The 21712-nt window shown below is 60.3% G+C and carries 20 protein-coding genes; 16 read left to right on the top strand and 4 right to left on the bottom strand.

Annotated features, from left to right (window positions below):
- Positions 1–25: 25 nt before the first annotated feature.
- Positions 26–688 (bottom strand): hypothetical protein, encoded by a 663-nt coding sequence (locus ACZ9HU_RS02490; protein WP_476101955.1) that lies wholly within the window; start codon positions 686–688, stop codon positions 26–28.
- 258 nt (positions 689–946) lie between these two features.
- On the opposite strand from ACZ9HU_RS02490, the gene ACZ9HU_RS02485 reads away from it, so the two are divergent.
- The 6 genes from ACZ9HU_RS02485 to ACZ9HU_RS02460 all read left to right on the top strand — a co-directional run bounded on the left by ACZ9HU_RS02485 (position 947) and on the right by ACZ9HU_RS02460 (position 8162).
- Positions 947–2422 (top strand): flavin monoamine oxidase family protein, encoded by a 1476-nt coding sequence (locus tag ACZ9HU_RS02485; RefSeq protein WP_476101953.1) that lies wholly within the window; start codon positions 947–949, stop codon positions 2420–2422.
- 116 nt (positions 2423–2538) lie between these two features.
- Complete coding sequence (locus ACZ9HU_RS02480; protein WP_476101951.1) at positions 2539–3486, top strand: formylglycine-generating enzyme family protein; 948 nt, start codon at positions 2539–2541, stop codon at positions 3484–3486.
- Complete coding sequence (locus tag ACZ9HU_RS02475; protein WP_476101949.1) at positions 3483–5660, top strand: xanthine dehydrogenase family protein molybdopterin-binding subunit; 2178 nt, start codon at positions 3483–3485, stop codon at positions 5658–5660. The genes ACZ9HU_RS02480 and ACZ9HU_RS02475 overlap by 4 nt, the downstream gene beginning before the upstream one ends.
- A complete protein-coding gene (locus tag ACZ9HU_RS02470; RefSeq protein ID WP_476101947.1) occupies positions 5657–6121 on the top strand; it encodes a (2Fe-2S)-binding protein in 465 nt (154 codons plus the stop codon). The genes ACZ9HU_RS02475 and ACZ9HU_RS02470 overlap by 4 nt, the downstream gene beginning before the upstream one ends.
- A gap of 57 nt (positions 6122–6178) precedes the next feature.
- Positions 6179–7261, top strand: a complete 1083-nt coding sequence (locus ACZ9HU_RS02465) for an FUSC family protein (RefSeq protein ID WP_476101945.1) — start codon at positions 6179–6181, stop codon at positions 7259–7261.
- The gene (locus tag ACZ9HU_RS02460) at positions 7254–8162 is read left to right on the top strand and encodes a LysR family transcriptional regulator (protein WP_476101943.1); all 909 of its coding nucleotides are present in this window, start codon (positions 7254–7256) and stop codon (positions 8160–8162) included. Before ACZ9HU_RS02465 ends, ACZ9HU_RS02460 begins: the two co-directional genes overlap by 8 nt.
- Before the next feature lie 17 nt (positions 8163–8179).
- Here ACZ9HU_RS02460 and ACZ9HU_RS02455 read toward each other — a convergent pair whose 3' ends face one another.
- Positions 8180–8437, bottom strand: a complete 258-nt coding sequence (locus ACZ9HU_RS02455; protein ID WP_476101941.1) for a MoaD/ThiS family protein — start codon at positions 8435–8437, stop codon at positions 8180–8182.
- Positions 8438–8440: 3 nt separating this feature from the next.
- On the bottom strand, positions 8441–9571 hold the full coding sequence (locus ACZ9HU_RS02450) for a hypothetical protein (protein ID WP_476101939.1): 1131 nt from the start codon (positions 9569–9571) through the stop codon (positions 8441–8443).
- Positions 9572–9760: 189 nt separating this feature from the next.
- Here ACZ9HU_RS02450 and ACZ9HU_RS02445 point away from each other — a divergent pair, with 189 nt between their 5' ends.
- From ACZ9HU_RS02445 to ACZ9HU_RS02420, 6 genes are all read left to right on the top strand, one after another.
- Positions 9761–10837 (top strand): FUSC family protein, encoded by a 1077-nt coding sequence (locus ACZ9HU_RS02445; RefSeq protein WP_476101937.1) that lies wholly within the window; start codon positions 9761–9763, stop codon positions 10835–10837.
- A 125-nt stretch (positions 10838–10962) separates the two neighbouring features.
- The gene (locus ACZ9HU_RS02440; protein WP_476101935.1) at positions 10963–11574 is read left to right on the top strand and encodes a YceI family protein; all 612 of its coding nucleotides are present in this window, start codon (positions 10963–10965) and stop codon (positions 11572–11574) included.
- Position 11575: 1 nt separating this feature from the next.
- Entirely contained in the window at positions 11576–12163 is a 588-nt protein-coding gene (locus ACZ9HU_RS02435) for a cytochrome b (RefSeq protein WP_476101933.1), read from the top strand.
- Positions 12164–12188: 25 nt separating this feature from the next.
- The gene (locus ACZ9HU_RS02430) at positions 12189–12740 is read left to right on the top strand and encodes a YceI family protein (protein WP_476101931.1); all 552 of its coding nucleotides are present in this window, start codon (positions 12189–12191) and stop codon (positions 12738–12740) included.
- Positions 12741–12821: 81 nt separating this feature from the next.
- On the top strand, positions 12822–13073 hold the full coding sequence (locus tag ACZ9HU_RS02425; protein ID WP_476101929.1) for a hypothetical protein: 252 nt from the start codon (positions 12822–12824) through the stop codon (positions 13071–13073).
- Between the two features lie 102 nt (positions 13074–13175).
- Positions 13176–15719 carry a beta-glucosidase gene (locus ACZ9HU_RS02420; RefSeq protein WP_476101926.1) on the top strand — a complete coding sequence of 848 codons (2544 nt, stop codon included), beginning with the start codon at positions 13176–13178 and terminating at the stop codon, positions 15717–15719.
- Positions 15720–15787: 68 nt separating this feature from the next.
- Here the strand turns inward: ACZ9HU_RS02420 and ACZ9HU_RS02415 are convergent, their stop codons facing one another.
- On the bottom strand, positions 15788–16915 hold the full coding sequence (locus ACZ9HU_RS02415) for a ThuA domain-containing protein (RefSeq protein ID WP_476101925.1): 1128 nt from the start codon (positions 16913–16915) through the stop codon (positions 15788–15790).
- A 197-nt stretch (positions 16916–17112) separates the two neighbouring features.
- Between ACZ9HU_RS02415 and ACZ9HU_RS02410 the strand changes: the two genes are divergently transcribed.
- The 4 genes from ACZ9HU_RS02410 to ACZ9HU_RS02395 all read left to right on the top strand — a co-directional run bounded on the left by ACZ9HU_RS02410 (position 17113) and on the right by ACZ9HU_RS02395 (position 21641).
- Entirely contained in the window at positions 17113–18213 is a 1101-nt protein-coding gene (locus ACZ9HU_RS02410; protein ID WP_476101923.1) for a lactonase family protein, read from the top strand.
- 228 nt (positions 18214–18441) lie between these two features.
- Positions 18442–18963 carry a D-glycero-alpha-D-manno-heptose-1,7-bisphosphate 7-phosphatase gene (locus tag ACZ9HU_RS02405; protein WP_476101921.1) on the top strand — a complete coding sequence of 174 codons (522 nt, stop codon included), beginning with the start codon at positions 18442–18444 and terminating at the stop codon, positions 18961–18963.
- A 12-nt stretch (positions 18964–18975) separates the two neighbouring features.
- Positions 18976–20445 carry a D-glycero-beta-D-manno-heptose-7-phosphate kinase gene (gene rfaE1, locus ACZ9HU_RS02400; RefSeq protein ID WP_476101919.1) on the top strand — a complete coding sequence of 490 codons (1470 nt, stop codon included), beginning with the start codon at positions 18976–18978 and terminating at the stop codon, positions 20443–20445.
- On the top strand, positions 20442–21641 hold the full coding sequence (locus ACZ9HU_RS02395) for an AGE family epimerase/isomerase (protein ID WP_476101917.1): 1200 nt from the start codon (positions 20442–20444) through the stop codon (positions 21639–21641). Before rfaE1 ends, ACZ9HU_RS02395 begins: the two co-directional genes overlap by 4 nt.
- Positions 21642–21712 lie beyond the last annotated feature (71 nt).

Genomic DNA, 21712 nt, shown 5'->3' with positions numbered 1-21712 from the left:
CTATCCGCGTGGCGGATTGTTGGGGTCAAACCGGCGTGCCCAGCCCCAGCACACAGGCGATCAGCACCAGCACCCAAATACATTGCACCGTCGGCCGCGTTTGCCCCAGCACCTTGAGAATGGCCGCGTCCGATTGCGGGGTTGCCCCGTTCTGCTTCATAGCGGCAATGGCCGGAAACAGCGGGACCAGTTGGAAGCGAACGATAACGCCCGTTGTGACACAGGCGGCCAGTACCAACAATTTGCACGCCATAAAAAAAGGCAGGCCGATCTGTCCGGTCAATCCGGCCACGCCCCCTCCGGCCAGCAACAGGATCATGGCATAACGGATTTTAATATCGATCCCTCGTGCCCATTGTCCGCGCGCGCCGTGGTCGAGATGCACCGCCCAGGCCAGCGCCAGCCAAATCAGGCTGAACACCCAAAGCCCGCCCAAGGCCCAAGGGCCAAGCTCGATCCAACCCTTGGCCACACCCAGCGACAGCCCGGTTGGCAGAGTCAGAATAAGTACCGTGCGCGGGGCCATATCGATGCCATTCATAATTTTCAGCGCCAGAAGGCGTTCCCCCACTGTGCGCTTGGGATCCATCATGAAGCCAGCGCTGTAAAAGGTTCCCAGATCGCCACCCAACCAATAAATCGGGATCAGCAAGTGCAGCAGAGTAAGCAAGGCAAGCGACCAGTTCATGCAAATCTCCCGAAATCTTGCGGCCGGGCGATAGCATCGAAAATTTGTGCAAAAGGCGGCCGCGATGTGCAATGGCATGCAATGGTACGCCCGGTCTAAACAGCGGTGGAGCGGAGTTTTGGCCGTGTGTCGGTTAAATCTGATGCCGATGTCCGTGATGAGGCTGGTTCTGATGCAATATTTTGCAAGGAATACTGCCAAATTCGTGGGAATCATCGTCCGGCGAATGGCCTTATGGGAAGAATGGTGGAAAAGCACATGTTCGACAGACGCGACTTTCTGATGGGTGCCGGGGCGATGCTGCCCGCAACTGCTCTGGCCAAGGGCGTGCTGTCGGCGGAAAAGGCCGATGTGGTGGTGATCGGCGGCGGGCTTTCGGGGCTGAACTCAGCCTTGATGCTGGGCGAACTGGGCTTCAAGGTTGTGGTGCTGGAGGCCGGATCGATCGTCGGCGGGCGGGTCAAAACGCTCGACACCAGCGAGGGTAAGCTGGACGTGGGCGCCAGCCAGATCGGGCGCGGCTATGCGCGTATTCTCGATGCTTGCATGAAATTCGGGCTGAAACTGGTTTCCGAGGACCGCGACCTGCTGCCCTTTGGTTTCCGGTACAAGGATCAGTGGATCGATCTGAAAAACTGGGCCGACAATCCGCTTAATCAAACCGTGGGCGATGAGCGCAAAATCTCGCCGATGCTGATGGGTCAGGTGGTGACGTCCAAATGGAACCCGTGCAAGGAATTGTCGGATTGGCTGGACCCTGCGCTGGCGTCGCAGGATATTTCGCTGCGCCAATTGATGGTGCAAAAGGGCTATTCGCCCGCGGCCATTGAACTGGCCAGCTATTCGGCGCCCGGCATCGGCATTGATGAAACATCCATGTTGCGCATGTGGCAGGAGGAAACGCGCGGCGCGGCCGACCGCCGGATGGGCGGACAGGAACGCGGCAATCGCGATCACCCCTTTGGCGAAACGAATGATCACAATGCGATCAACGGCCTTGCCGCGATCAACAATATCGTGGGCGGGACACAACAATTGCCTTTCGCCATGGCGGCGAAGCTGGGCGACGTGGTGCGTTTGAACAAGCGCGTCGGGCGCATCGCCATGACGAACAAGGGCGCCACCGTCACCTGCACCGATGGCAGCGCCTATCAGGCGCGCTTTGTTATCTCCAGCCTGCCTTTCTCGATGCTGCGCGATGTTGAAATTACCGGGGCGCCCAATCCGTTGGCGCGTAAAGCCATCACGCAAATGCCCTATGCCAATACCGCGCGACTTTATCTGAGCGTGGAAAAGCCCTTCTGGAAGGCCGATGGCCTGCCCGCCAGCTTCTCGACCGACGGGCCGATCGGCATGTTCTGGGGCATCGACAATCACACGGGCGAGGGCAAGCACCGCGCCATGGTGGTGATGGTGGGCAAGGTGGCGCAGGCCATTTCGCAACGCGCCGATGCGGTGCCCTTTGTCCTGTCCGAACTGGAACGGATGCGCCCGGCGTCCAAGGGGCTGCTCAAGGTTGTGGCTTATAAGGACTGGATGCGTGATCCCTTGCAAAAGGGCTGCGGGTTCAGCCTTGCGCCGGGACAGGTCAATGCCTTTGGCCGCGACTTCATCAAGCCGTGGCAGGTTCTCCATTTCTGTGGCGAACATACGCGCCGGACCGATTATGGCATGGAAAGCGCGATGGAAAGCTCCGAGCGCGTCGTTCTCGAAGTGGCTGAACGCGCCGGATAATCCCGTCACTATCCGACCGACGGACATAGGCTATAATCTAGACTGCCCTGCGTCCTGTGCAGGGCAGTCTCTTTCCCAAGAGCGTCGTACAGGCGCGGATCCTTGGGGAGACAATCATGAAGCATCCATGGTGGCTGGCCGGTTTGGCGCTGGCCCTTTCGACGCCGGTTCAGGCCGCGCCCAAGGCGATCCGCGATTGCGCCAAGGTATGCCCGGCAATGGTGGTGGTGCCATCGGGCCAATTCACAATGGGCGCCGATGCCGGAGAGGCCGACCGGTCCGAAGGCGCGCCCCATCCCGTGACCATCGTTCATGCCTTTGCCCTTGCAACGCATGAGGTGACCAACCGCGAATATGCCGCCTTTGTCGCGGAGACCGGCTATGCCTCGTCGCGCGGTTGTCGCAGCCTGATCCGTGCGACCGGAAAGGTAGAGGCGGTGGATGACGCCGATTTTCGCCATCCGGGGGCCGGGGCGGGGGATGGTGCGCCCGACATGCCGGTGGTTTGTGTGTCCTGGCGCGACGCCAAAGCCTATACCGCTTGGTTGAGCCAGAAGAGCGGCAAGCCCTATCGCCTGCCCAGCGAGGCGGAATGGGAATATGCCGCGCGCGGAGGCACCCAGAGCGAGTTCCCATGGCAGGGCGGCGCAGCCAAGGCTTGCGCCTATGCCAATGTGCTGGATGTCGATGGTATGGCCGATGGCGCGTTGGCGGTATTCGGCGGCGCGGGGGGTATGGCGGCATCCGTACCTTGCCGTGATCGTCATGCCGGAGTAGCCCCGGTTGGGTCGTTTCCGGCCAATGCCTTCGGGCTGTATGACATGGTGGGCAATGTGTGGGAATGGACACAGGATTGCTATGTCGCGCCCTATCCGGTGGACGCCCCGCGTGATGGTCGCGCCTATGAGGTTTCAGGCCCTTGCCCCCGCCGCGCGGTGCGAGGGGGCAGCTGGATTTCCGCCGCCTTTCGCAACCGCGTGACTTGGCGCGGGCGCGACCCCGAGGATCAGGTAAGCTGGATCTTCGGCTTTCGCGTCGCACGTGATCTGGTGGCGGGCCAATGAGCGACACGGTCATCATCAATCTGAGCCGTCGTGAATTGCTGCACGGGCTGGGCGCTGGGGCTTTGGCGCTTGGCTTTGGCGTAAAGGCCGGGGCACAGGAAGGTGGCGGTTTTGGCATTATGATTGCCATTGCCCCCGATGGTGTGGTGCATTTCACCTGTCCTTCATCGGAAATGGGACAGGGGACGCAGGAAACGCTTGCCAGGCTGGTGGGCGAGGAACTCGATTGCGATTGGTCGCGGATGAAGGTGGCGCTGCCCTGGGCCGACCGGGCGTTTCTTTATCCCGGTATGTTCAAGCAGATGACCGCCAATAGCGCGACGACGGTGGCCTATTTCATGCCGTTGCGCAAAACGGCCGCGGCGGTGCGCATGATGGTGATGCAGGCCGCCGCTACTCGTTGGGGCGTGGCGGTGGATCAACTGACTACCCAATCGGGAGAGGTGGTTCATGGCCAAACGGGGCGGCGCCTGCCCTATGGCGCTTTGACCGCCGATGCCGCGCGTTTGCCGATGCCCAAGGACGTGCCCTTGAAACCGGCCAAGGATTTCCGGCTGATCGGCGGCAAAAGCCCGCGCAAAGACCTGTTGCCCAAGGTTACGGGGCAGGCCGAGTTTGGCGTCGATGTCATGCGCCCCGATATGTTGGTGGGCGCTTTGGCTTTGGCCCCGCATCCCCGCGCCACTGTCGAGGCGGTCAATCTGGCCGAGGTCAAGGCCATGCCCGGCGTTGTCGCCGTCGTTCCGGTCGAGGGGGGCTTTGCGGTTCTCGCGTCGCGCTTCTGGACGGCCAAGAAGGCGGCCGAGGCGTTAAAACTCAAGGTTGTGTCCTCGCCCGTGGCCGGAGTGGATGACAAGGCGATTGATGCGGCATTGACCCGCGCCTTTGCCGAAAAGGCGCCGATGCCCTTTCCCGACTTTGATTTTGCCACCATGCGGCCACGTTTGCCCATGTCGGACAAGGCCACGACATTGGCCGCGATTGCCGCCGCGCCGCGCAGGGTCGAGGCGGAATATGAGGTCCCCTATCTGGCCCATGCCACGATGGAACCGCTCAATTGCAGCGCTCTTTTCGCCGATGGGCATTTGACACTGCGCGGGCCCATGCAGGCGCCGGAGGATGTGCGTCTGCTGGCTGCAAAAATGGCGAATTTGCCGCTCGACAAGGTGCGAGTGGAGGTGACCTATCTGGGCGGTGGGTTTGGCCGGAAATGGGGCACGGATTTTCCCATGCCCGCGATGCAGGCTGCCATGGCCATGCCGGGGCGCTGGGTCAAATTGATCTGGACGCGCGAAAATGATCTGGCGATGGACCAATTCCGCCCGGCCTATCGCGCCAAAAGCGTTGCGGGTATCGGCGCGGATGGCGGGCTGATCGCCATACACAGCCGGATCGCGGGTCAATCGATCAACACCTATCACGGGCGAAAGGGCTTTCCCGGCATGGCCGATCCGACGGCGGCGGGATTGCTGATCTATGGATGCTATGCCTGTCCGATGAAATTGATGGAGTTTCACGAGGCCGATCTGGCGATCCCGGTCGGTTTCTGGCGATCGGTAACGATGAGCCAGAATGCCTTTTTTGCCGAAAGCTTTATCGATGAAGTGGCCCGCGCGGTGGGACGCGATCCTTACCTCTATCGCCGCAACCTGTTGGCGCAGGAACCGCGCATTTTGCGTGCGTTGGACAAGGCGGCGGACATGATCGGTTGGAACCGCCCCAAACCCAAAGGCGTGGGGCGCGGCATCGCACTGACCTATAACGAAGGGCATGTTTGCGCACAGGCGGTTGAGGTGCATGTCAACAAACGCAAATTGGCGATCCGGCGGATCGTCTCGGCCTTTGATTGCGGCGTGATGGTCGATCCGGTCAGTGTTGAGGCGCAGATTAGCGGAGGCATCATCTTTGGCCTTCAGGCGGCATTGTGGGGCGGGGTATCCTTTGCCGATGGCCGCCCCCAGATCAGCAATTTCAACGATGTGCGTCTGCCCGGTTTGGCCGATGTGCCGCCCATCGACATTGCCTTGATCCCAAGTGGAGAGCGGCCCGGCAATGCAGGCGAAGCCGGGACGCCGCCGATCGCGCCGGCTTTGGCCAATGCCATTGCCGATGCGGGCGGGGGGCGGTTGCGCCGCTTGCCGATCTCACGCAATTTTGAATTGGAAATGGCATGATCACGTTAACGGTCAATGGTCAGCAGCGTCAGTTCGAGGGCGAAGAGGATACGCCCCTGCTTTGGGTGCTGCGTGAGGATCTTGCTCTGACCGGGACGAAATTCGGCTGTGGGGCGGGGCTGTGCGGGGCATGCACCGTACATGTCGATGGCGAGGCGATGCGGTCATGTCAGGTGCCGGTCAATATGGCACAGGGCCGGGCCATCACCACGATTGAGGGGTTGAGCAAGGGCGATGAACTGCACAAGGTTCAGGCCGCATGGGTGGCGCATCAGGTGCCCCAATGCGGTTATTGCCAACCGGGCATGATCATGGCCGTGGCGGCCCTGCTCAAGTCCAATCCCCAACCGGACAAGGCGGCGATTCAGGCCGGGGTGACCAACCTTTGCCGTTGCGGCACCTATCCAAGAATTGTTGAAGCCATCGGGCAGGCGGCGAAGCAGATGGCCACCCCCGGATAACCGCAGACGAGATAAAGCAGACTTGCCAGCGCAACGCCCGCAGGGCAGTTGTCATGCATGTCACAATTGTCCCTTTTGCAACATCTATCGGCCTTCGCACGCAGGGAATGGGTGGAACTGACCCGCGTCAACCCCAGTCCGCGCCCATGGCAAATGCCGTTCGCCGCCGGGGTGACCTCGGCGGCGCCGGTGGCACTTGGCCTTTGGCTGGATGAATTTGCCTATGGACTGATGGCGGCCTTGGGGACGATGGTCTTTGTCTATCTGACCAATGCGCCCATGCCGCGCCGATTGTTGACGTTGATGTCGATGAGTTTCGCCATCACGGCCTGTTTCGCGCTGGGCCTTGTCGCGGCGCAGATCCATTTTGCCCCGGTGCCGGTCATCATCGTGACCGGGACGCTGGTTTCCATGGGGTGCCGTTATCTGCATCAGGGGCCGCCTGCCGCGATGTTTCCGGTCATGGCCTGCGCCATCGGGCTGTTTTCGCATACGCCGTGGGAACGGATTGCCCAGCATGTCGGGGTCCTGTTTCTGGGCGCTATGTTCGCATCGGCGATGGGTTTTTTCTACAGCCTCTATATTCTGGCCATCCGTCCTGCCATTGCGCCGAAACCGGCGCCTACGCCGCCGTTTGAACAATTGGTGTTCGAGCCGGTCATGATCGGTCTTGCCGCGGGTATCGCCTTGGCCTGCGCTTTGGCCTTGGGTTTGGAAAAGCCGTTCTGGGCCCCGGTCAGCGCGATTGCGGTTATTCAGGCCGCCAGTCTTCGTTCGATGTGGACGCGTCAGGCGCACCGAATTTTGGGGACGGGGCTGGGCGTGCTGCTGGCTTGGGGTATTCTCAGTCTTGAGCCCAGCCCATGGCACCTGACGGCGGCGGTGGGACTGCTGACCTTTGTGATAGAGGTGGCGGTGGTGCGCCATTATGGTTTCGCCACGATCTTCATCACGCCCTTGGCCATTTTGTTGGGTCAGGCGCAGGCGGGCGTTGCGGTTTCACCTGGTGCGATCACGCTGGCGCGGTTCGAGGATACGGTGGTCGGTTGTCTGGCTGCGGTATCGGTCGGGATGTTGATGCATTGGCCAAGGCTGCGCGACGCGGCGGCGCGGTTGGCGGGGGCGCTGCCGCGTGGCTGATCGGATGACGGGCATAGAGGTCTTTGTAAAGGCCATCCGTCGGGGCAGCCTGTCGGCCGCGGCGCGCGAGATGAAGATGTCGGGCGCGATGGCCGCCAAACATCTGGTGCAATTGGAAGAACGCCTTGGCGCCACGCTGGTCCATCGCACCACGCGGCGCCTGTCGTTGACCGAGGCGGGGGCACAGTTTCTGGACCGCGCCGAACGGATCATCGCCGATCTGAGCGAGGCGGAGAGCGAGGTTTCGGCCCATTCGGTGACGATAGAGGGTTTTTTGCGGGTCAGCGCGCCGGTTTCCTTTGGTGTTATGCATCTCTCCGGCCTTGTCGCGGAATTCCATGCGCGCCATCCAAAGGTGACCATCGAACTGGGCCTGAATGACAGCTATGTCGATCTGTTGGAAGAGCGTTGGGACATGGCGATCCGTATCGGGCGTCTGGCCGACAGCACGCTGGTTGCACGTAAACTGGTGGCTGAGACATTCACCCTTTGCGCTGCGCCTTCTTATCTGGCCGTACATGGCACACCGGAAAAGGTGACGGATCTGACGGCGCATCACTGTCTGGGCTATACGCTGGCGCCTTTGGTCGGGGTGCGCGAATGGGCCTTTGGTCCCCATGGCGCGGTTCGGGTGCCGATTAACGCCCCCTTCATCGCCAACAATGGCGAAGCATTGGTGCGTGCGGCCTGTGCCGGACAGGGGATTGTTTATGCGCCTCGCTTTATGACCGGCCGATGGATTGCAGAGGGGCGATTGACCGAGATTGCGGTGGATGTGCCTTTGCTGGAATTGGGCGCTATTTATGCTCTGACCCATGCGTCGCGGCGCCCGGCGGCGCGCACGCGGGCGTGGATAGATTTTTTGGCGGAACGATTGCCCGTGATCGCGCGGCAGTGGTGATACCCCGTTGGCCGGGTTTAACCGCCGCTCAACGCCTGTACGATCACAATATCGTCTTGGGGCAACAGGGGGTGCGACAGTTCAAATTCCTGCACTCCGTTGACGAAACAGCGCATATGGCGGCGGAAACGGTCCTGTTCATCGATCACGCGAAAACGCAGGCCGGGATAGAGCGCGTCCAGGGTCGCGAAAAGCGCCTCCAGACTATTGGCCTCCACCTCCACCTGCGCCGCGCCGGTATAGGATTGCAAAACGCTGGGGATCATGACCTGCATCGGTTAATCCCGCGCCGCGACTTCCACCGCATAAATCGGCGGCAAATGCTGGGCGATCATCGACCAGTTTTCACCCTCGTCGGCGCTCATCCATAGGCTGCCGCTGGATGTGCCGAAATAGACGCCGACGCTGTCACAGGTGTCATGGGCCATGGCCTGACGATAGACGGTCCACCATGCATTGTCCTGTGGCATGCCGCAGCTTTGCCTGTGCCAGCTATCGCCGCCATCACGCGTGACATAGGCGGCGGGGCGGCCCGCAGGGCTGGTGCGGGGCCACACATCGGTGCCGTCCATCGGGAAAACCCATGCGGTTTGATCATCGCGCGGGTGAACCGTGATGGGAAAGCCGATGTCGCCAATATCGTCCGGCATGGCGCGGCCGATCCTTTGCCATTTTGGCGATGGGCGGTCGATGCGATAGATGCCGCAATGGTTTTGTTGATAGATCCGGTCGGGGTTGGACGGGCACAGCGCCAGGCAATGGGGGTCGTGAAACGCCCACTGGCCTGCGTCGAAACCTGTAACAACATCCATTCCGTCGATCAACGGCGTCCAGCTCTCGCCCCGGTCGCGCGTTTCATGCACGCCCCCGCCCGACATGCCTAGATAGAGATGCGCCGGATCCCGCGGATCCACGATGATCGAATGCAGCTTTGCCCCATCGGGCGTGCCATCCTGTGCGCCGCCCGAACGGCTGCGATAATCGGGGTGGTCGTTAAAACCCGAAACACCGTCCCACGTCTGGCCGCCGTCCTCGCTGCGGAACAGGGCCTGTGGGGATGTGCCCGCGTACCAGACGCCCGGCTCGCTGACATGGCCTGGGGTCAGCCAGAAGGTGTGGTCGACCGAACGCGGCTCCTCGCCGATTGCGGCCTTGGGAAAGGCAGGTGGGCGTGTCGCTTCGCTCCAGCTTTTCCCCATGTCGCAGGACCGAAAGATCGTAGGGCCAAGATGCCCGGTTTTGGCCGCGACCAGCAAGGTTTGTCCATCGCGCGGATCAAGGACCATGTGATGGATGATATGGCCCAGAAAATGGGGGCCGTCGATGCGCCATTCGCGTCTTTGCGCATCGCTGTGATAGATCCACCCGCCTTTACGTGTCGCCACCAACAGGACCAGTTCGCGCATCATCGCATCTCCCCAAGGCTTCGGCCACTCAACCGGGCCGATTGCCGGCGGGTGCCAGTTTCCGGCGGATTGCAGATTTGGTCAATGGGATATCGGGTTGCCGATTTTTGCCCCGTCATTTTGATAAAGCGCATCTCGCAACCGGCATCCGGAACGCCTAGAGAAGCTTTCCAGCCCGCAGGAATCCATATCATGCCCGAAGTCAGTCCCGCCGAGCCAGACACCACCCCCTTTGCCTTTTTGCGCAACCGCATGGCGTTGGCGCAGGCCATTCGCGTGATGGCGGCCTGTCTGGCCACCTATCTGCTGATCAGCCTGCTGGGCTTGCGGCAGGGGCAATGGGCGATCTTTACGGTTCTGATCATCATGCAGGGATCGATCGGGGCGACGGCGGCGGCGGCGTTTGATCGATTGCTGGCCACGATTGCGGGGGCTGTGCTGGGCGGGGCGGTGGTTTTGGCGACGCCCCATACGCCGCTGGCGGTGGGGGCCTCGTTGGTTGTGGTATCGGGCTTGCTCACCTATGCGGCGGTGCGTCAACCGCGTCTGCGGGGTGGTGCTTTGACGGCGGCGATTGTCCTTTTGACGCGCACGCCCGACATTCCCGTTGAAAAATTTGTGGTGTACCGGATTGTCGAGATCACACTGGGCGGCGGCATCGGCGTGTTGGCCAGCCGGTTCATCCTGCCGGTGCGGTCGCGCCGTGCGATGATCGGGCGCTTTCGCGACATTCTGGGCACGATGGCCCAATTGTTGGTCGCGCAGGCCGAAGCGCTGGAAAAAGGCGAAGCCTTGTCCACGACCGAGAGCAATATCGCGCTGCGCAAATCACTGGTCGCGACCGATAGCATGTTGACCGATGCCCGGCGTGAAAGGGCGATGGGACTGGTGCGGGAGGACGTGTCCGATGGCATACCCCGGACATTATGGCGCATCCGCAACGGGATTGCCCAGATCAGCCAGATCCTGTCCACGCCCTTTCCGGCTGCTGCGCAACACATTGTGGGGCCGGCGGTGGCGGCAATGCTGCGCGCCCATGCGCAATCGGCCCTGGATGCAGCCGAAGCGCTGAACGAAGTTCCTGTCGATCCCTCGCAACCCGATGCGGCGCAGGCGTTTGAGCAGGCATTTGTTTCGTTGCAGCAATCGGATGAGGCGCGCTCAATCCCCTTTGATGCGATGGGCCGGGTCTATGGCATGGCCTTTACCTTGCGCCGGATGCAGCAGGACTTGCTCGATTTGGCCGAACGCATTGCGGAAAGTCGATAGATTAGAAACCGTTGGTTGAAGATCATTCAAGGAAATAGCAGATTATCACCTTGGGGTAAGGGGCGTAAAAGGCGGGCAACAGGCTGGCTCATCAGCCGGTTTCCTTCTTCTCGGAGCCTTCCCCCATGAAACTGATCTCTCTTGTTGCCGTTCTGGCCGCCGCCGTCACCGTCGTTCCCCATGCCGCCTATGCGCAGGCCCCGGCCGCGCCGCAGGTACAGGCGGGCACCTATAAGGTGGAATCACATCACACGCTGGCCCAGTTTTCGGTCAACCACTTTGGCTTCAACGATTTCTTTGGCGTGATCCCCGATGCCACCGGCACGCTGGTGCTCAATCCGGCGCAGGGTCTGGCCGGGACGAAGCTGGACGTATCGCTGCCGGTGAACCGCATTTCGACCACGAATGAAGTGCTGGACGGCGAGCTGAAAAGCGCCGACTGGCTGGATGCCGCACGCTATCCCACGATCCGCTTTGTGTCGGAGAAGGTGGAGCAGACCGGCCCCCGCACGGCCCGCATCACCGGTTCGATCACGATGCATGGCGTGACCAAGCCGATGGTATTGAACGCGACGCTGGGCGGATCGGGCGTCAACCCGATGACCAAGGCCTATACCGTGGGCTTCAGCGCCAAGGGTACGATCAAGCGGTCGGAATTCGCCGTGACCAAATATGTCCCCTATGTGGGCGACGAATTGGCCATCTCGATCACCGCCGCCTTTGAAAAGGCCAATTGATATGCGCGCCGCCACCCAATCCAGTCCGCGCTATTCGGCGGTTGCCATGGTTCTGCATTGGTTGGTGGCGGGGTTCCTGCTGGCCAATCTTGCATTGGGCTGGTGGATGAAGCGCCTCATCGGACTGGACCAGTTTGAGGCGTTTCAATTGCACAAGTCGATCGGCATGACGGTTCTGGCTTTGAGCCTTGCCCGTCTGGGTTGGCGCGTGACCCATCGCGCGCCGGCTTTGCCCGATACGATGAGCGGGTTTGAACGTTTCGCGGCCCATGCCACCCATGCATTTTTCTATGCGATGATGATCGGCATGCCTTTGACCGGTTGGGCGCTGGTTTCGGTCAGCCCGTTCAACATTCCGACCTTGCTCTGGCGTACGATCCCCTTGCCTCATATCGCCGCGCTGCATGATCTGGCCGGACCGGCCAAGGAGGTCGCAGGTAGCCTGTCGACCGGCGCGCATGTGGCGCTGGCCTTTGGCGGCGCGGCTTTGATCGGCCTGCATGTGGCCGCCGCGCTCAAGCATCAATTTATCAATCGCGATGGTGTTTTGGGGCGGATGGTGCCGTTCCTGTCGGCCACGCCGCGTTGACCCAATATCTATGGAGTTTCCCCCGATGCGTTATGCCCTTCTTCTCGCGGCACTGGTCGCAACCCCTGCCTTGGCGGCGCCTGCGCCGTCCTGGGCGCTCAACAAGGCCAAGTCGCGCCTCGGTTTCGTGGCCTCGATGAATGGTCAGGCGATCAATGGCGCCTTCCGCCGCTTTGACGCCCGTATTCAGTTCGATCCGGCCAATCTGCCCGGTTCGTCCGTGGCGGCCACGATCGACACCGGGTCGGCTTTCACCGGCGAGGCCTCGCGCGATCAGTCGCTGCCCACATCAGACTGGTTCAACATCAAGGCCTTCCCGCAGGCAGAGTTCAAATCCAGCCAGTTCAAGAAGGTCGGCCCGGATCGCTATATCGCGCAGGGCAATCTGACCATTCGCGGCATCAGCCGCCCGGTCGCGCTGCCCTTTCAACTGGCGATCAAGGATAAGCTGGCCGTGATGCGCGGCAGCCTGACCATCGACCGCCGCGCCTTTGGCGTGGGGCAGGGGCAGTTCGCGGGAACCGAAGCGGTTGCCGCCCATGTCCGGGTCGATGTCACCATCGAAGCGACGCGCTGAGACGGGTTGAACCGATGCTGGTCGAAGGCAATTGGAGCGCCAATTGGCAGCCGGTGCAGGCCACCGATGAAAAGGGTGGCATTGTCCGACACTCGCTTGTTTGTCACGCTGGTCCGGTTTGATGCGGACTATCACGGATTGTTCAAGTGTAATCGCCAGCGTTTGGCCGAATATCGCGAATTGAATGCCTATGTCGGGCGGCTTCTGGACATTCCCGGCGTGCGCGGCACGGTCAATATCGATCATATCAAGCAAGGCTATCGTTCGATCCGCTCGTTCAACCCCAATGGCATCGTGCCGGTCGGCCCGGATCTGGGCGCATGGGGGCTGTAACGTTGGCGCTGACCTTTTATAAAAATTGATCTGGCTTTTTAGAATTATTGGCCCTACCAATATTGCCCATCTCAACATAACAATCATTGGGAGTGGACAGGCATGGCAAGGAATTGGAAGCGCGTGGCCGCTTGCGGCGTGGGCATGGCCGCATTGACATCATCTTCTTTGGCATTGGCTGGTGAAGTGGCGGCCAATCCATGGATGGCCGCGCCCATCGTGGCGCAGCAGCAAACGGCATCCAATGACGCCGCGCGTGAAGCGATTGCCAATCGACGCGCCAAATTGCTGATTTCGGCCATGACGCTGGAACAGAAATTGCAGCAATTGACGGGTGCAAAGCCAGAGACTTTGCCAGATTTGCCGGAGTGTTTCGGTGGGCGCCATGTCAGCGGGATTGCGGAATTGAATATCCCGACCTTTCGGGTGACAAACGGCCCGGTGGGCTTGGGACAGAATGATTGCGTGTCGCATGAGGCCGCCAAGACCTTGTTGAAGCTGCCCGGTTTTGGCGACATTTCCGCCGCCTATTCACATCCCAGTTCGGCCAAAGCCACGGCTTTGCCATCGGCAGTTGGCGCGGCGGCTTCGTTCGATCCGGCGGTCGCGGGCATGTATGGCGAAGTGATCGCCACGGAAATGCGCGATCTGGGATTGCATGTATTCGAAGCGCCGGGGGTCAATCTGGCGCGTTTGCCGATCCTTGGCCGCAACATGGAATATTTCGGCGAAGACCCCTATTTGAGCGGCGCGATGGCGGTGGCCGAAACCAGGTCGATTCAGTCGCGGGGCCTGATTGCCATGGTCAAACATTTTGCGGCCAATGAACAGGAAACCAATCGGCAAACGATTCAGGAAAATGTCGACCGCCAAACCTTGCGCGAACTCTATCTCCTGCCATTCGAAATGGCGGTCAAGGATGGCAAAGTTGCCGCGGTCATGTGCGCCTATAATTACGTCAATGGCCAATCATCCTGTGAAAACAAGGAAATGCTGAATGACGTTTTGCGCCGTGACTGGGGCTTTACCGGCTATGTTCAATCTGATTTTTTCGCAATGAAAACGACGGCGGCCACGCTCAACAATGGCACCGATCATGAAATGCCTTTGCCGCTGCATTGGGCGCCCGCCAAGATCAAGGCCGGGCTGGATCGTGGCGATCTGACGCTGGCCCGGATCGATGAAGCGTTGGAGCGACGTTATACGCAGGCCTTCAAGCTGGGCATTTTTGACCGCAAACTGGCGCGCCAGCCGATCGACTTTGCCGTCGGTGGACGCAAGGCGCGCGAGATCGGCGGGCGCGCAACGGTACTGCTTCAGAACAATGGCGCGCTTCCACTGCGTCATGATCTACGCAGCATCGCCCTTATTGGTAAGGCCAGTCAGGTCTATGCTCAGCAAGCAGTGGCGGGCGGCGCGGTGGTGGGCGAGCCGATGGGGGCAGGCGGCGGCAGTTCCGACGTCGTGCCCAATTACACGGTTTCGCCCATTGAAGGGCTGCGCAGCGCGCTTCGTGATTTGGGCAATGGTCAGGCGGTGGTGAAACTGATCCTGATCGATGACGCCAATGCCCATGCCACGATCGATGGCAAGCCCGTCGATTTTGCCGAGGCACTGGCCGAGGCGGGAAGAGTCGATGCAGTGGTCATGATGGCCGGCACCATTTCCGAGGAGGGCGCCGACCGCGCCACGTTCACGGATAAAACCGGCAAGCAACTGGCCGCCCCGGCATCCTTGGGCAGCGGGCTTGATTGGTACACGGGCCGTTCGAACACGATCACGACTGCATCGGGCGACAATCAGGCGCGCAACAGCGGCACGGTCGCGATGATCGAAAAGCTGATGTCCGCGCCATCGAGCAGCGGGCGGACAATGGCGGCCAAATCGGTGTTGGTGCTCAAAGACAATGCGGGCGTTGCCTTGCCCGCTTCGCTCGTCGGGGCAAAGGGGCCGGCTATCCTTGAGGCGTGGTTCCCAGGGCAGGAAGACGGCAATATCGTTGCCGACGCCTTGTTTGGCCGGATCAACCCTTCGGGCAAATTGCCGGTGACGGTGCCGTTTGAAGGCAAAGGCTTCCTCGATTCCGTGACCGCCAGCCAGTTCCCCGGCACAGTGTCCCCCGATGGCAAATTGCAGACCGTGACTTATAGCGAGCAACTGGCCATCGGCTATCGTTGGTATGATGCGAATGCGGGCGGTCGTTGTCCTGTGGTGAAGGGGGCAAATGGCTGCGTCGCATTCCCGTTCGGACATGGGCTGTCCTATACCAGTTTTGCCATGGGCAAGCCGGTTTTGAGCAAGGATGCCGCATCGGGTCAATGGCGCGCCACCATTAGCGTCACCAATACCGGCAAGCGTCAGGGCGCACAGGTGGTGCAAACCTATCTGACGTTGCCCGCTTCGGCCAATCAGGTCGGCGCAAAACAGCCGCCGCGGCGATTGGTGGGCTTTGCGCGCGTGGAACTGGCGCCGGGCGAAACGCGCAAGGTTTCCGTCGCGATTGATCCCAAGGCGAACCACCATCCCATGAGCGTGTGGAATGAAAAGGCCCATGCGTGGATCATGCCCAAGGGGCAATATACCGTTTGGGTTGGTTCATCCTCTTCGCTGCGTGATTTGAAAATCGCCGGGACTATACAGCGGTAATTTGGGAATATGCCCCGCGCCATGGGTTTTCGCACTTGCGGCGCGGGGCAATTTCTAAAATCCGCTTCTTATTTGCCGGGTTTTGCGCAGGCGGGATCGGGCCTGCCTGCCCATTGAATGGCCTGTGTCAGGAAGCGGCGGTAATTTGGATCGGTGAACGTGGCGGGGACATGGCCGATGGCGGAATAAAACGACCGCCCGCGCCCGATGCATTGTTTCCACGCAATGGGATGATCCGCCCCCATCATCAGGTTTTTGGGCGGGCTATAGGTGTTTTCATCCAGGGTCAGCAGGACGCGTACACCGTCCCTGCGCGGGTTGGCGCGGAAAGAATACCATTCGTCGGTCATGCCGAATTCTGTCGGTATGCCTTTGGTCACAGGATCCTTGCCGGGTTCGACGCGCAATTTGGCCGATTGGAACTGCGGGCTTGATGGGTGGCCCAGAAAGCGTGCGCCCACCAGCGTGTCGGTGTACCAGTCCCAGAACGTCGCAGGGTCGCCCGCCGCGCCATGGATGCCGACAAAGCCGCCGCCCTGTTCGATCCAATCCTTCAACGCCTTGCGCTGGGTCAGGGTCAGGGCGTCGCCGCTGATATTGTTCCAGATGACCAGGTCATAGCGGCGCAGCACATCCGGGCGGATCGCGCCGCCCCTGTCGGTGACCTGCATCGACCAGCCATTATCCTTTGCCAGACTTTGCAGGGCGTTACGCGCGGTTGCCACCGATTCCTTATCAAGGAAGCCGTTGATCTTTTCAAAGATCAGCACATGCAGACCCTTGCCCATGGGGCGTGGGTCGGCGGGATCATTGTCATAACGGGCGCATCGGGCGATTTCATCGGCGGGCGTCACGGCCAATTGGCGAAGCCTTGCGTCCAGTTTGGCCAGCGCCGCCGGATCGGCCTTGTTCATGGCATAGACGCTGCGCAACGTCACGATCACGCTGAATGTCGGCGCCTGCGTTCCGGTCAGAAAGGGGTTGAGTTTGGTAAAGGCGTCACCCAATTCCTCGCTCGCCGCGGCTTTGGCGGACGGACTGTTGAGAATGTCGATCAGCGGGCTGTCGATGGAAAAGGGCGCCTTGGCCAGCGGGCAATCCACCACTTTGCCCGCCACATCGGCGGCCATGGCGGGCATGGCCAGCCCGGCGGCAAGCGTTGCAATCATCAGCTTGGCCATTGTCTTTACGCGCATTCTGGCTCCTCCTTTATGTGTTGGGTGCATCATGCGTTGATTGCGCTAACATTGCCATAGGAGTTTTCACCGCCATCGCCCCTTGACGCGTTGGATAGCAGCGGTCACTTGTCGCATAACTGCTGAATGAGGCCTGTGTGGTGGATTTCAAAATTTTGCTTGGTTCTCTTGCCCTTGGGTTTGGGGCGACTTCGGCCATGGCCTCAACTGTTCCCTTGCTCGTCGGCACCTATACCGGCGGGAATAGCAAGGGGATCTATCTCTATCACTTCGACGATCAGACCGGGCATATCGATCCGCAACCGGTGCAGGTGATGGCGGCGGAAAACCCTTCTTGGCTGGCGCTCTCGCCCGACCGCCACTGGCTTTACGCGCCCAATGAAAATGGCGAGGGGCAGCGCGACCCGGTCGGGCGCGCTTCGGCCTATCGCCTTGATCCGGCCAGCGGTCGGATGACCTTTATCAACAGCGTCAGCTCGCTGGGCGCCGAACCCACCCATGCCAGTTTGAGCAAAGATGGGCGCTATCTTTTTGTGGCCAATTATGGGGTGTCGGTCGATCCGGGCGGTACTCTGGCTGTGCTGCCTGTGGGTAAGGATGGGGCCTTGGCGCCCGCGACCCAGATCAAGACCTATCGCGCCAGTCTGGCCAATACCGACCGGCAATTGTCGCCGCATGTCCATTCGGTTATCTCATCGCCCGATGGCCGCTTTGTCTTTGTGCAGGATCTGGGCGGGGATCGGGTCTATGCCTATCGCTATGATCCCGCGCGCCCAGAATTGCCGCTCTCCGCGATCAAGGATCAGCCGTTCACGGCATTGCCCGCCGGATCGGGGCCGCGCCATCTGCTCTTTTCGGCGGATGGTCGCCATGCTTATCTGACGCTGGAAATGACCGGACAGGTTGCGGTGTTCGATCATGCCGAAGGGCATCTGACGCTGCGCCAGACGGTGACGCTGGCCCCGGCAGGGTTCGCGGGCAAGGTGAGCGCGGCGGCGTTGCATATTTCCCCCGATGGCCGTTTCCTGTCGGTTACCAACCGAGGCACCGACAACCATTTGCTCAGCTATGCCATTTCGGCGGCGGATGGCACATTGCGCCTTGTCGACCGGCGTTCGGTCGAAGGGCAGGAACCGCGTGAATTTGCTTTCTCCCCCGATGGGCGGTTTGTCCTGATTGCCAATCAACGCAGCCACGGGGTCAAAGTGTTCCGTCGCGACGTGCCCAGCGGCATGGTCCGGGAGGAGGTGCAGACGCTCTCGATTGATCAGGCCTCAGACATCAAATTTGTGAAGTAAGGCGTAAATGGGCGGAGGGTGCCCCCGCCATTTATAACTCGATAGGGTAAATCGCGGTCAAGGCCCGTCAGATGTGTTCACGGCGGATATGAAATTGGGCCTGATCCGAAGTTAAGTTCGGCAATAAGGCATAGTACCTGGTCCAGCAGTAAGAATAGTTTGGTTTCATTCCGGTTAAGATTGTGCCTGCGCAAAGGACGCAAAGCAGGCATGGAGGCCCTCTTGGGCTTGAGCGACAGATATTGTGCGGCCGCCTTTCTTGATCGGGATGGTGTGCTTAATGAGGATACCGGCTATCCTCGCCGCCTGTCCGATACGCGGCTGATCGACGGCGCCATAGAGGCGGTGTCATGGTTGAACCGCCAAGGATTTACCTGCGTTGTTGTGACCAACCAATCGGGCGTCGGCCGCGGCTATTTTTCAGAAGCCGACGTCCATCAATTCCATTTGGACATGCAGAAAGCCTTTGCCGCGCAGGGCGCTAGCTTGTCGGCTTTCTACTATTGCCCCTTTCACCCCGACGCAAACGTTGAAACCTATCGCGCCGATCACCGTGACCGAAAGCCGGGGGCGGGGATGATTGAACGTGCCATCAAGGAATTGGGATTGCGCGCAGAAGGGTCGTTTCTGATCGGCGACAAGCCAAGCGATCTGGGCGCGGCACGGGCCGCCGGTGTTCCCGGTTTCATGTTCAAAGGCGGAAATTTGCTGGATTTTGTCCAAACCCTGCCGCTGGCGGCCAAGGTATAAGGCGGGCAGAGCGTGATCGAAAATCTCTCTTGGGGTTGTGTCGCCATTATCGGTGATGTGATGCTGGACCGCCATCTTTTTGGCCATGTCGAACGGATTTCGCCCGAAGCGCCCGTACCTGTGTTGCGTCGTTCAGGAGAGCAAAAGGTGCCCGGAGGCGCGGCGAATGTGGCCGTCAACGCGGCGGCTTTGGGGTGCAGGGTTGAACTGGTGGGTCTGGTCGGCGTTGATCAGGCGGCAGCGGATTTGACCGAACAATTGCGAGGGTGGCGCCGGATAGGCCTGGATGGCTTGATGGCCACAGGGGATCGACCCACGACCACAAAAACCCGCGTGATGAGCGGGCAGCAGCAGATCGTGCGCATCGATGATGAACTGTGTCATCCGATTGACCCGCAAATTGAAGATCAACTGATCCAAGCAGCACGCCGGGCAATCGCCCAAGCCGATGTTGTCGTTTGTTCCGATTACGCAAAGGGGGTTTTGAGCGACCGGGTTGTCGGCGCGGTCATCGATATGGCGCGTTCCCACGGTTTACCTGTCATTGTTGATCCCAAACGGGCCGATTTTTCCGCCTATCGCGGGGCCAGTTTGGTGACGCCCAACCGATCCGAACTGGAAATCGCGACAGGACTTCCCGCACGCAGCGACGAACAGATCGAAATCGCCGCCGCCATGGCGTCCGGCCGATTTGGCGGAGATGTTCTGGTGACCCGGTCGGAACAGGGCATGTCCCTTTGGCGCAAAGAGGGGGGGGTGGTCCATGCCCGCGGGCGCGCCGTAGAAGTGTTTGACGTGTCGGGCGCGGGCGATACCGTTGTGGCCGCGGTCGCGGGCGCCTTGTCGGCGGGTTGCGACATGGAAACGGCCATGGCCCTGGCCGGTCACGCGGCGGCCATCGTGGTCAGCAAGTTGGGCACGGCCTTTGTTTCCGCGCATGAGTTAAACCGCGCTTGTCTGGACAGCACCCTGCATCAGGGCGATGCCATGACGCTGGATGAGGCAAGGCGCACCTGCGATGTCTGGCGCAATCGGGGTGAGAGCATCGTCTTTACCAATGGCTGCTTTGATCTGCTGCACCCCGGCCACCTGGCCTTGCTGAAAGCGGCGGCGGCGCAGGGGGATCGGTTGGTTGTCGCCCTGAATTCCGATGCTTCGGTCCGGCGCCTGAAAGGCCCGATGCGTCCCATCCAGTCAGAGCAGGATCGTGCCTCGATTATCGCTGCCTTGCGCATGGTCGATATCGTGCTGTTGTTTGACGAAGATACGCCGCTGGAAACCATCATGACATTGCGCCCCGATGTTCTGGTCAAAGGGGCCGACTATCGGCTGGATCAGGTTGTCGGCGGGGCATTTGTCCGTGACAATGGTGGGAAAGTCGTTCTGGCCGACCTTAACCAAGGCTATTCCACCAGCCGGATTTGCGAAAAGATGCGGGTCGATGCGGCGCCTTCCTCTGGCGCGGAAAGAGTGTTTTCTTGATCCATGACGTCATCCTGTCCGACGATGTCGGAGGGCAGGCGCAATTGGCGCAGTGGTTGTCTGCCATGGCTTTGCCGCTGTGGTCGCAAGAGGGGTTTGATCGGAAATCCGGCCTCTATTTTGAACGACTTAATTTCGATGGGACGCCCGCCACCGTAACCCAGCGACGGTTAATGGTGCAAATGCGGCAGGTGGCAACCTTTTGCCGCGCAGCGGCGGACGGCATCAATCTCGATGCGTCGCAGGCCATCGAATGTTTGGATCGGCTCCGCTGGCTTTATTATCGTCAGGATGGACAGGCGGGATGGGTCTTTTCGATTGGCCCCGACGAAAAGCCTGCCAATTCTGCGCGCGATCTCTATGCTCATGCTTTCGTACTTTTCGCGTATGCCGGGGTCTTTTCTGCGACGGGCGATCCGCATTATATCCGCTCCGCTCATCAGACTTTGTCCGATGTCGAATTCTTGTTTTCGGACAGGTCCGGCGAAATATTGGGGCAATCCCGAAACGCTCTGGGCGGGAAAGAGCAAAACCCGCGCATGCACATGTTAGAGGCCTGTTTGGCCCTGTTCGAAGTGTCGGGCGAGACGGTCTTTTGGAATTTTGCCCACGCCATTGTGGACCTTGCCATGGCAAGGATGATTGACCACGCGACCGGCACGATTGCGGAAGTGTTTACGACGCGTTGGTCACCTGTGGCCCATCATGGCAAAATCCGGGTGGAACCGGGGCATCAACTGGAATGGGCCTGGCTATTGCTGGAATTCATGCGGTTATCGCCGGATTCGAATTCGCGGCCTGCTGTTTTGGACGCCGCCATCCGCCTTGGCGAACAGGGGTTAAAGCCTCTGATGCATGGCGGGGGCGCCATTTGTGACGCTGTATCGACCAAGGGTGAAATGATGGAACGCTCGGTTCGGATATGGCCGCAAACCGAGGCTATTCGGCTTTTGAAGGATTACGGTCACCTGTGGCCCGAACAGGCGAGGCAATATTTACCATTTTTGACCGCATCCCTTATAACACAATTCTTACCTGCGCGGCTGAATGGTGGATGGTTTGACCATCTTGACTGTGCGGGAATGCCATTGGTTGATTATATGCCGGCAAGCTCATTGTACCACATCTATGGCGCGGCGCGTTGTGGCGGCGGGGGCGGCGCAGCGACAAAATTCACTGGCTATGCTATTGGGTAGAGAATTTATGGATTTAAATCGTGTGTAAATGAATGGAGTGAGCGGAAATAGTGTTAATAGATTTTGAAATG

Source organism: Novosphingobium sp. Sphag1I (genome assembly GCF_056279125.1).
Note: the sequence above shows the minus strand (reverse complement) of the source record. Positions and strands in the feature narration are given on the sequence as shown.

Coding starts and splice junctions, on each gene's coding strand:
- ACZ9HU_RS02490 (WP_476101955.1), bottom strand. CDS start 688: ATGAACTGGTCGCTTGCCTTGCTTACTCTGCTGCACTTGCTGATCCCG.
- ACZ9HU_RS02485 (WP_476101953.1), top strand. CDS start 947: ATGTTCGACAGACGCGACTTTCTGATGGGTGCCGGGGCGATGCTGCCC.
- ACZ9HU_RS02480 (WP_476101951.1), top strand. CDS start 2,539: ATGAAGCATCCATGGTGGCTGGCCGGTTTGGCGCTGGCCCTTTCGACG.
- ACZ9HU_RS02475 (WP_476101949.1), top strand. CDS start 3,483: ATGAGCGACACGGTCATCATCAATCTGAGCCGTCGTGAATTGCTGCAC.
- ACZ9HU_RS02470 (WP_476101947.1), top strand. CDS start 5,657: ATGATCACGTTAACGGTCAATGGTCAGCAGCGTCAGTTCGAGGGCGAA.
- ACZ9HU_RS02465 (WP_476101945.1), top strand. CDS start 6,179: ATGTCACAATTGTCCCTTTTGCAACATCTATCGGCCTTCGCACGCAGG.
- ACZ9HU_RS02455 (WP_476101941.1), bottom strand. CDS start 8,437: ATGCAGGTCATGATCCCCAGCGTTTTGCAATCCTATACCGGCGCGGCG.
- ACZ9HU_RS02450 (WP_476101939.1), bottom strand. CDS start 9,571: ATGATGCGCGAACTGGTCCTGTTGGTGGCGACACGTAAAGGCGGGTGG.
- ACZ9HU_RS02445 (WP_476101937.1), top strand. CDS start 9,761: ATGCCCGAAGTCAGTCCCGCCGAGCCAGACACCACCCCCTTTGCCTTT.
- ACZ9HU_RS02440 (WP_476101935.1), top strand. CDS start 10,963: ATGAAACTGATCTCTCTTGTTGCCGTTCTGGCCGCCGCCGTCACCGTC.
- ACZ9HU_RS02435 (WP_476101933.1), top strand. CDS start 11,576: ATGCGCGCCGCCACCCAATCCAGTCCGCGCTATTCGGCGGTTGCCATG.
- ACZ9HU_RS02430 (WP_476101931.1), top strand. CDS start 12,189: ATGCGTTATGCCCTTCTTCTCGCGGCACTGGTCGCAACCCCTGCCTTG.
- ACZ9HU_RS02420 (WP_476101926.1), top strand. CDS start 13,176: ATGGCAAGGAATTGGAAGCGCGTGGCCGCTTGCGGCGTGGGCATGGCC.
- ACZ9HU_RS02415 (WP_476101925.1), bottom strand. CDS start 16,915: ATGCGCGTAAAGACAATGGCCAAGCTGATGATTGCAACGCTTGCCGCC.
- ACZ9HU_RS02410 (WP_476101923.1), top strand. CDS start 17,113: ATGGCCTCAACTGTTCCCTTGCTCGTCGGCACCTATACCGGCGGGAAT.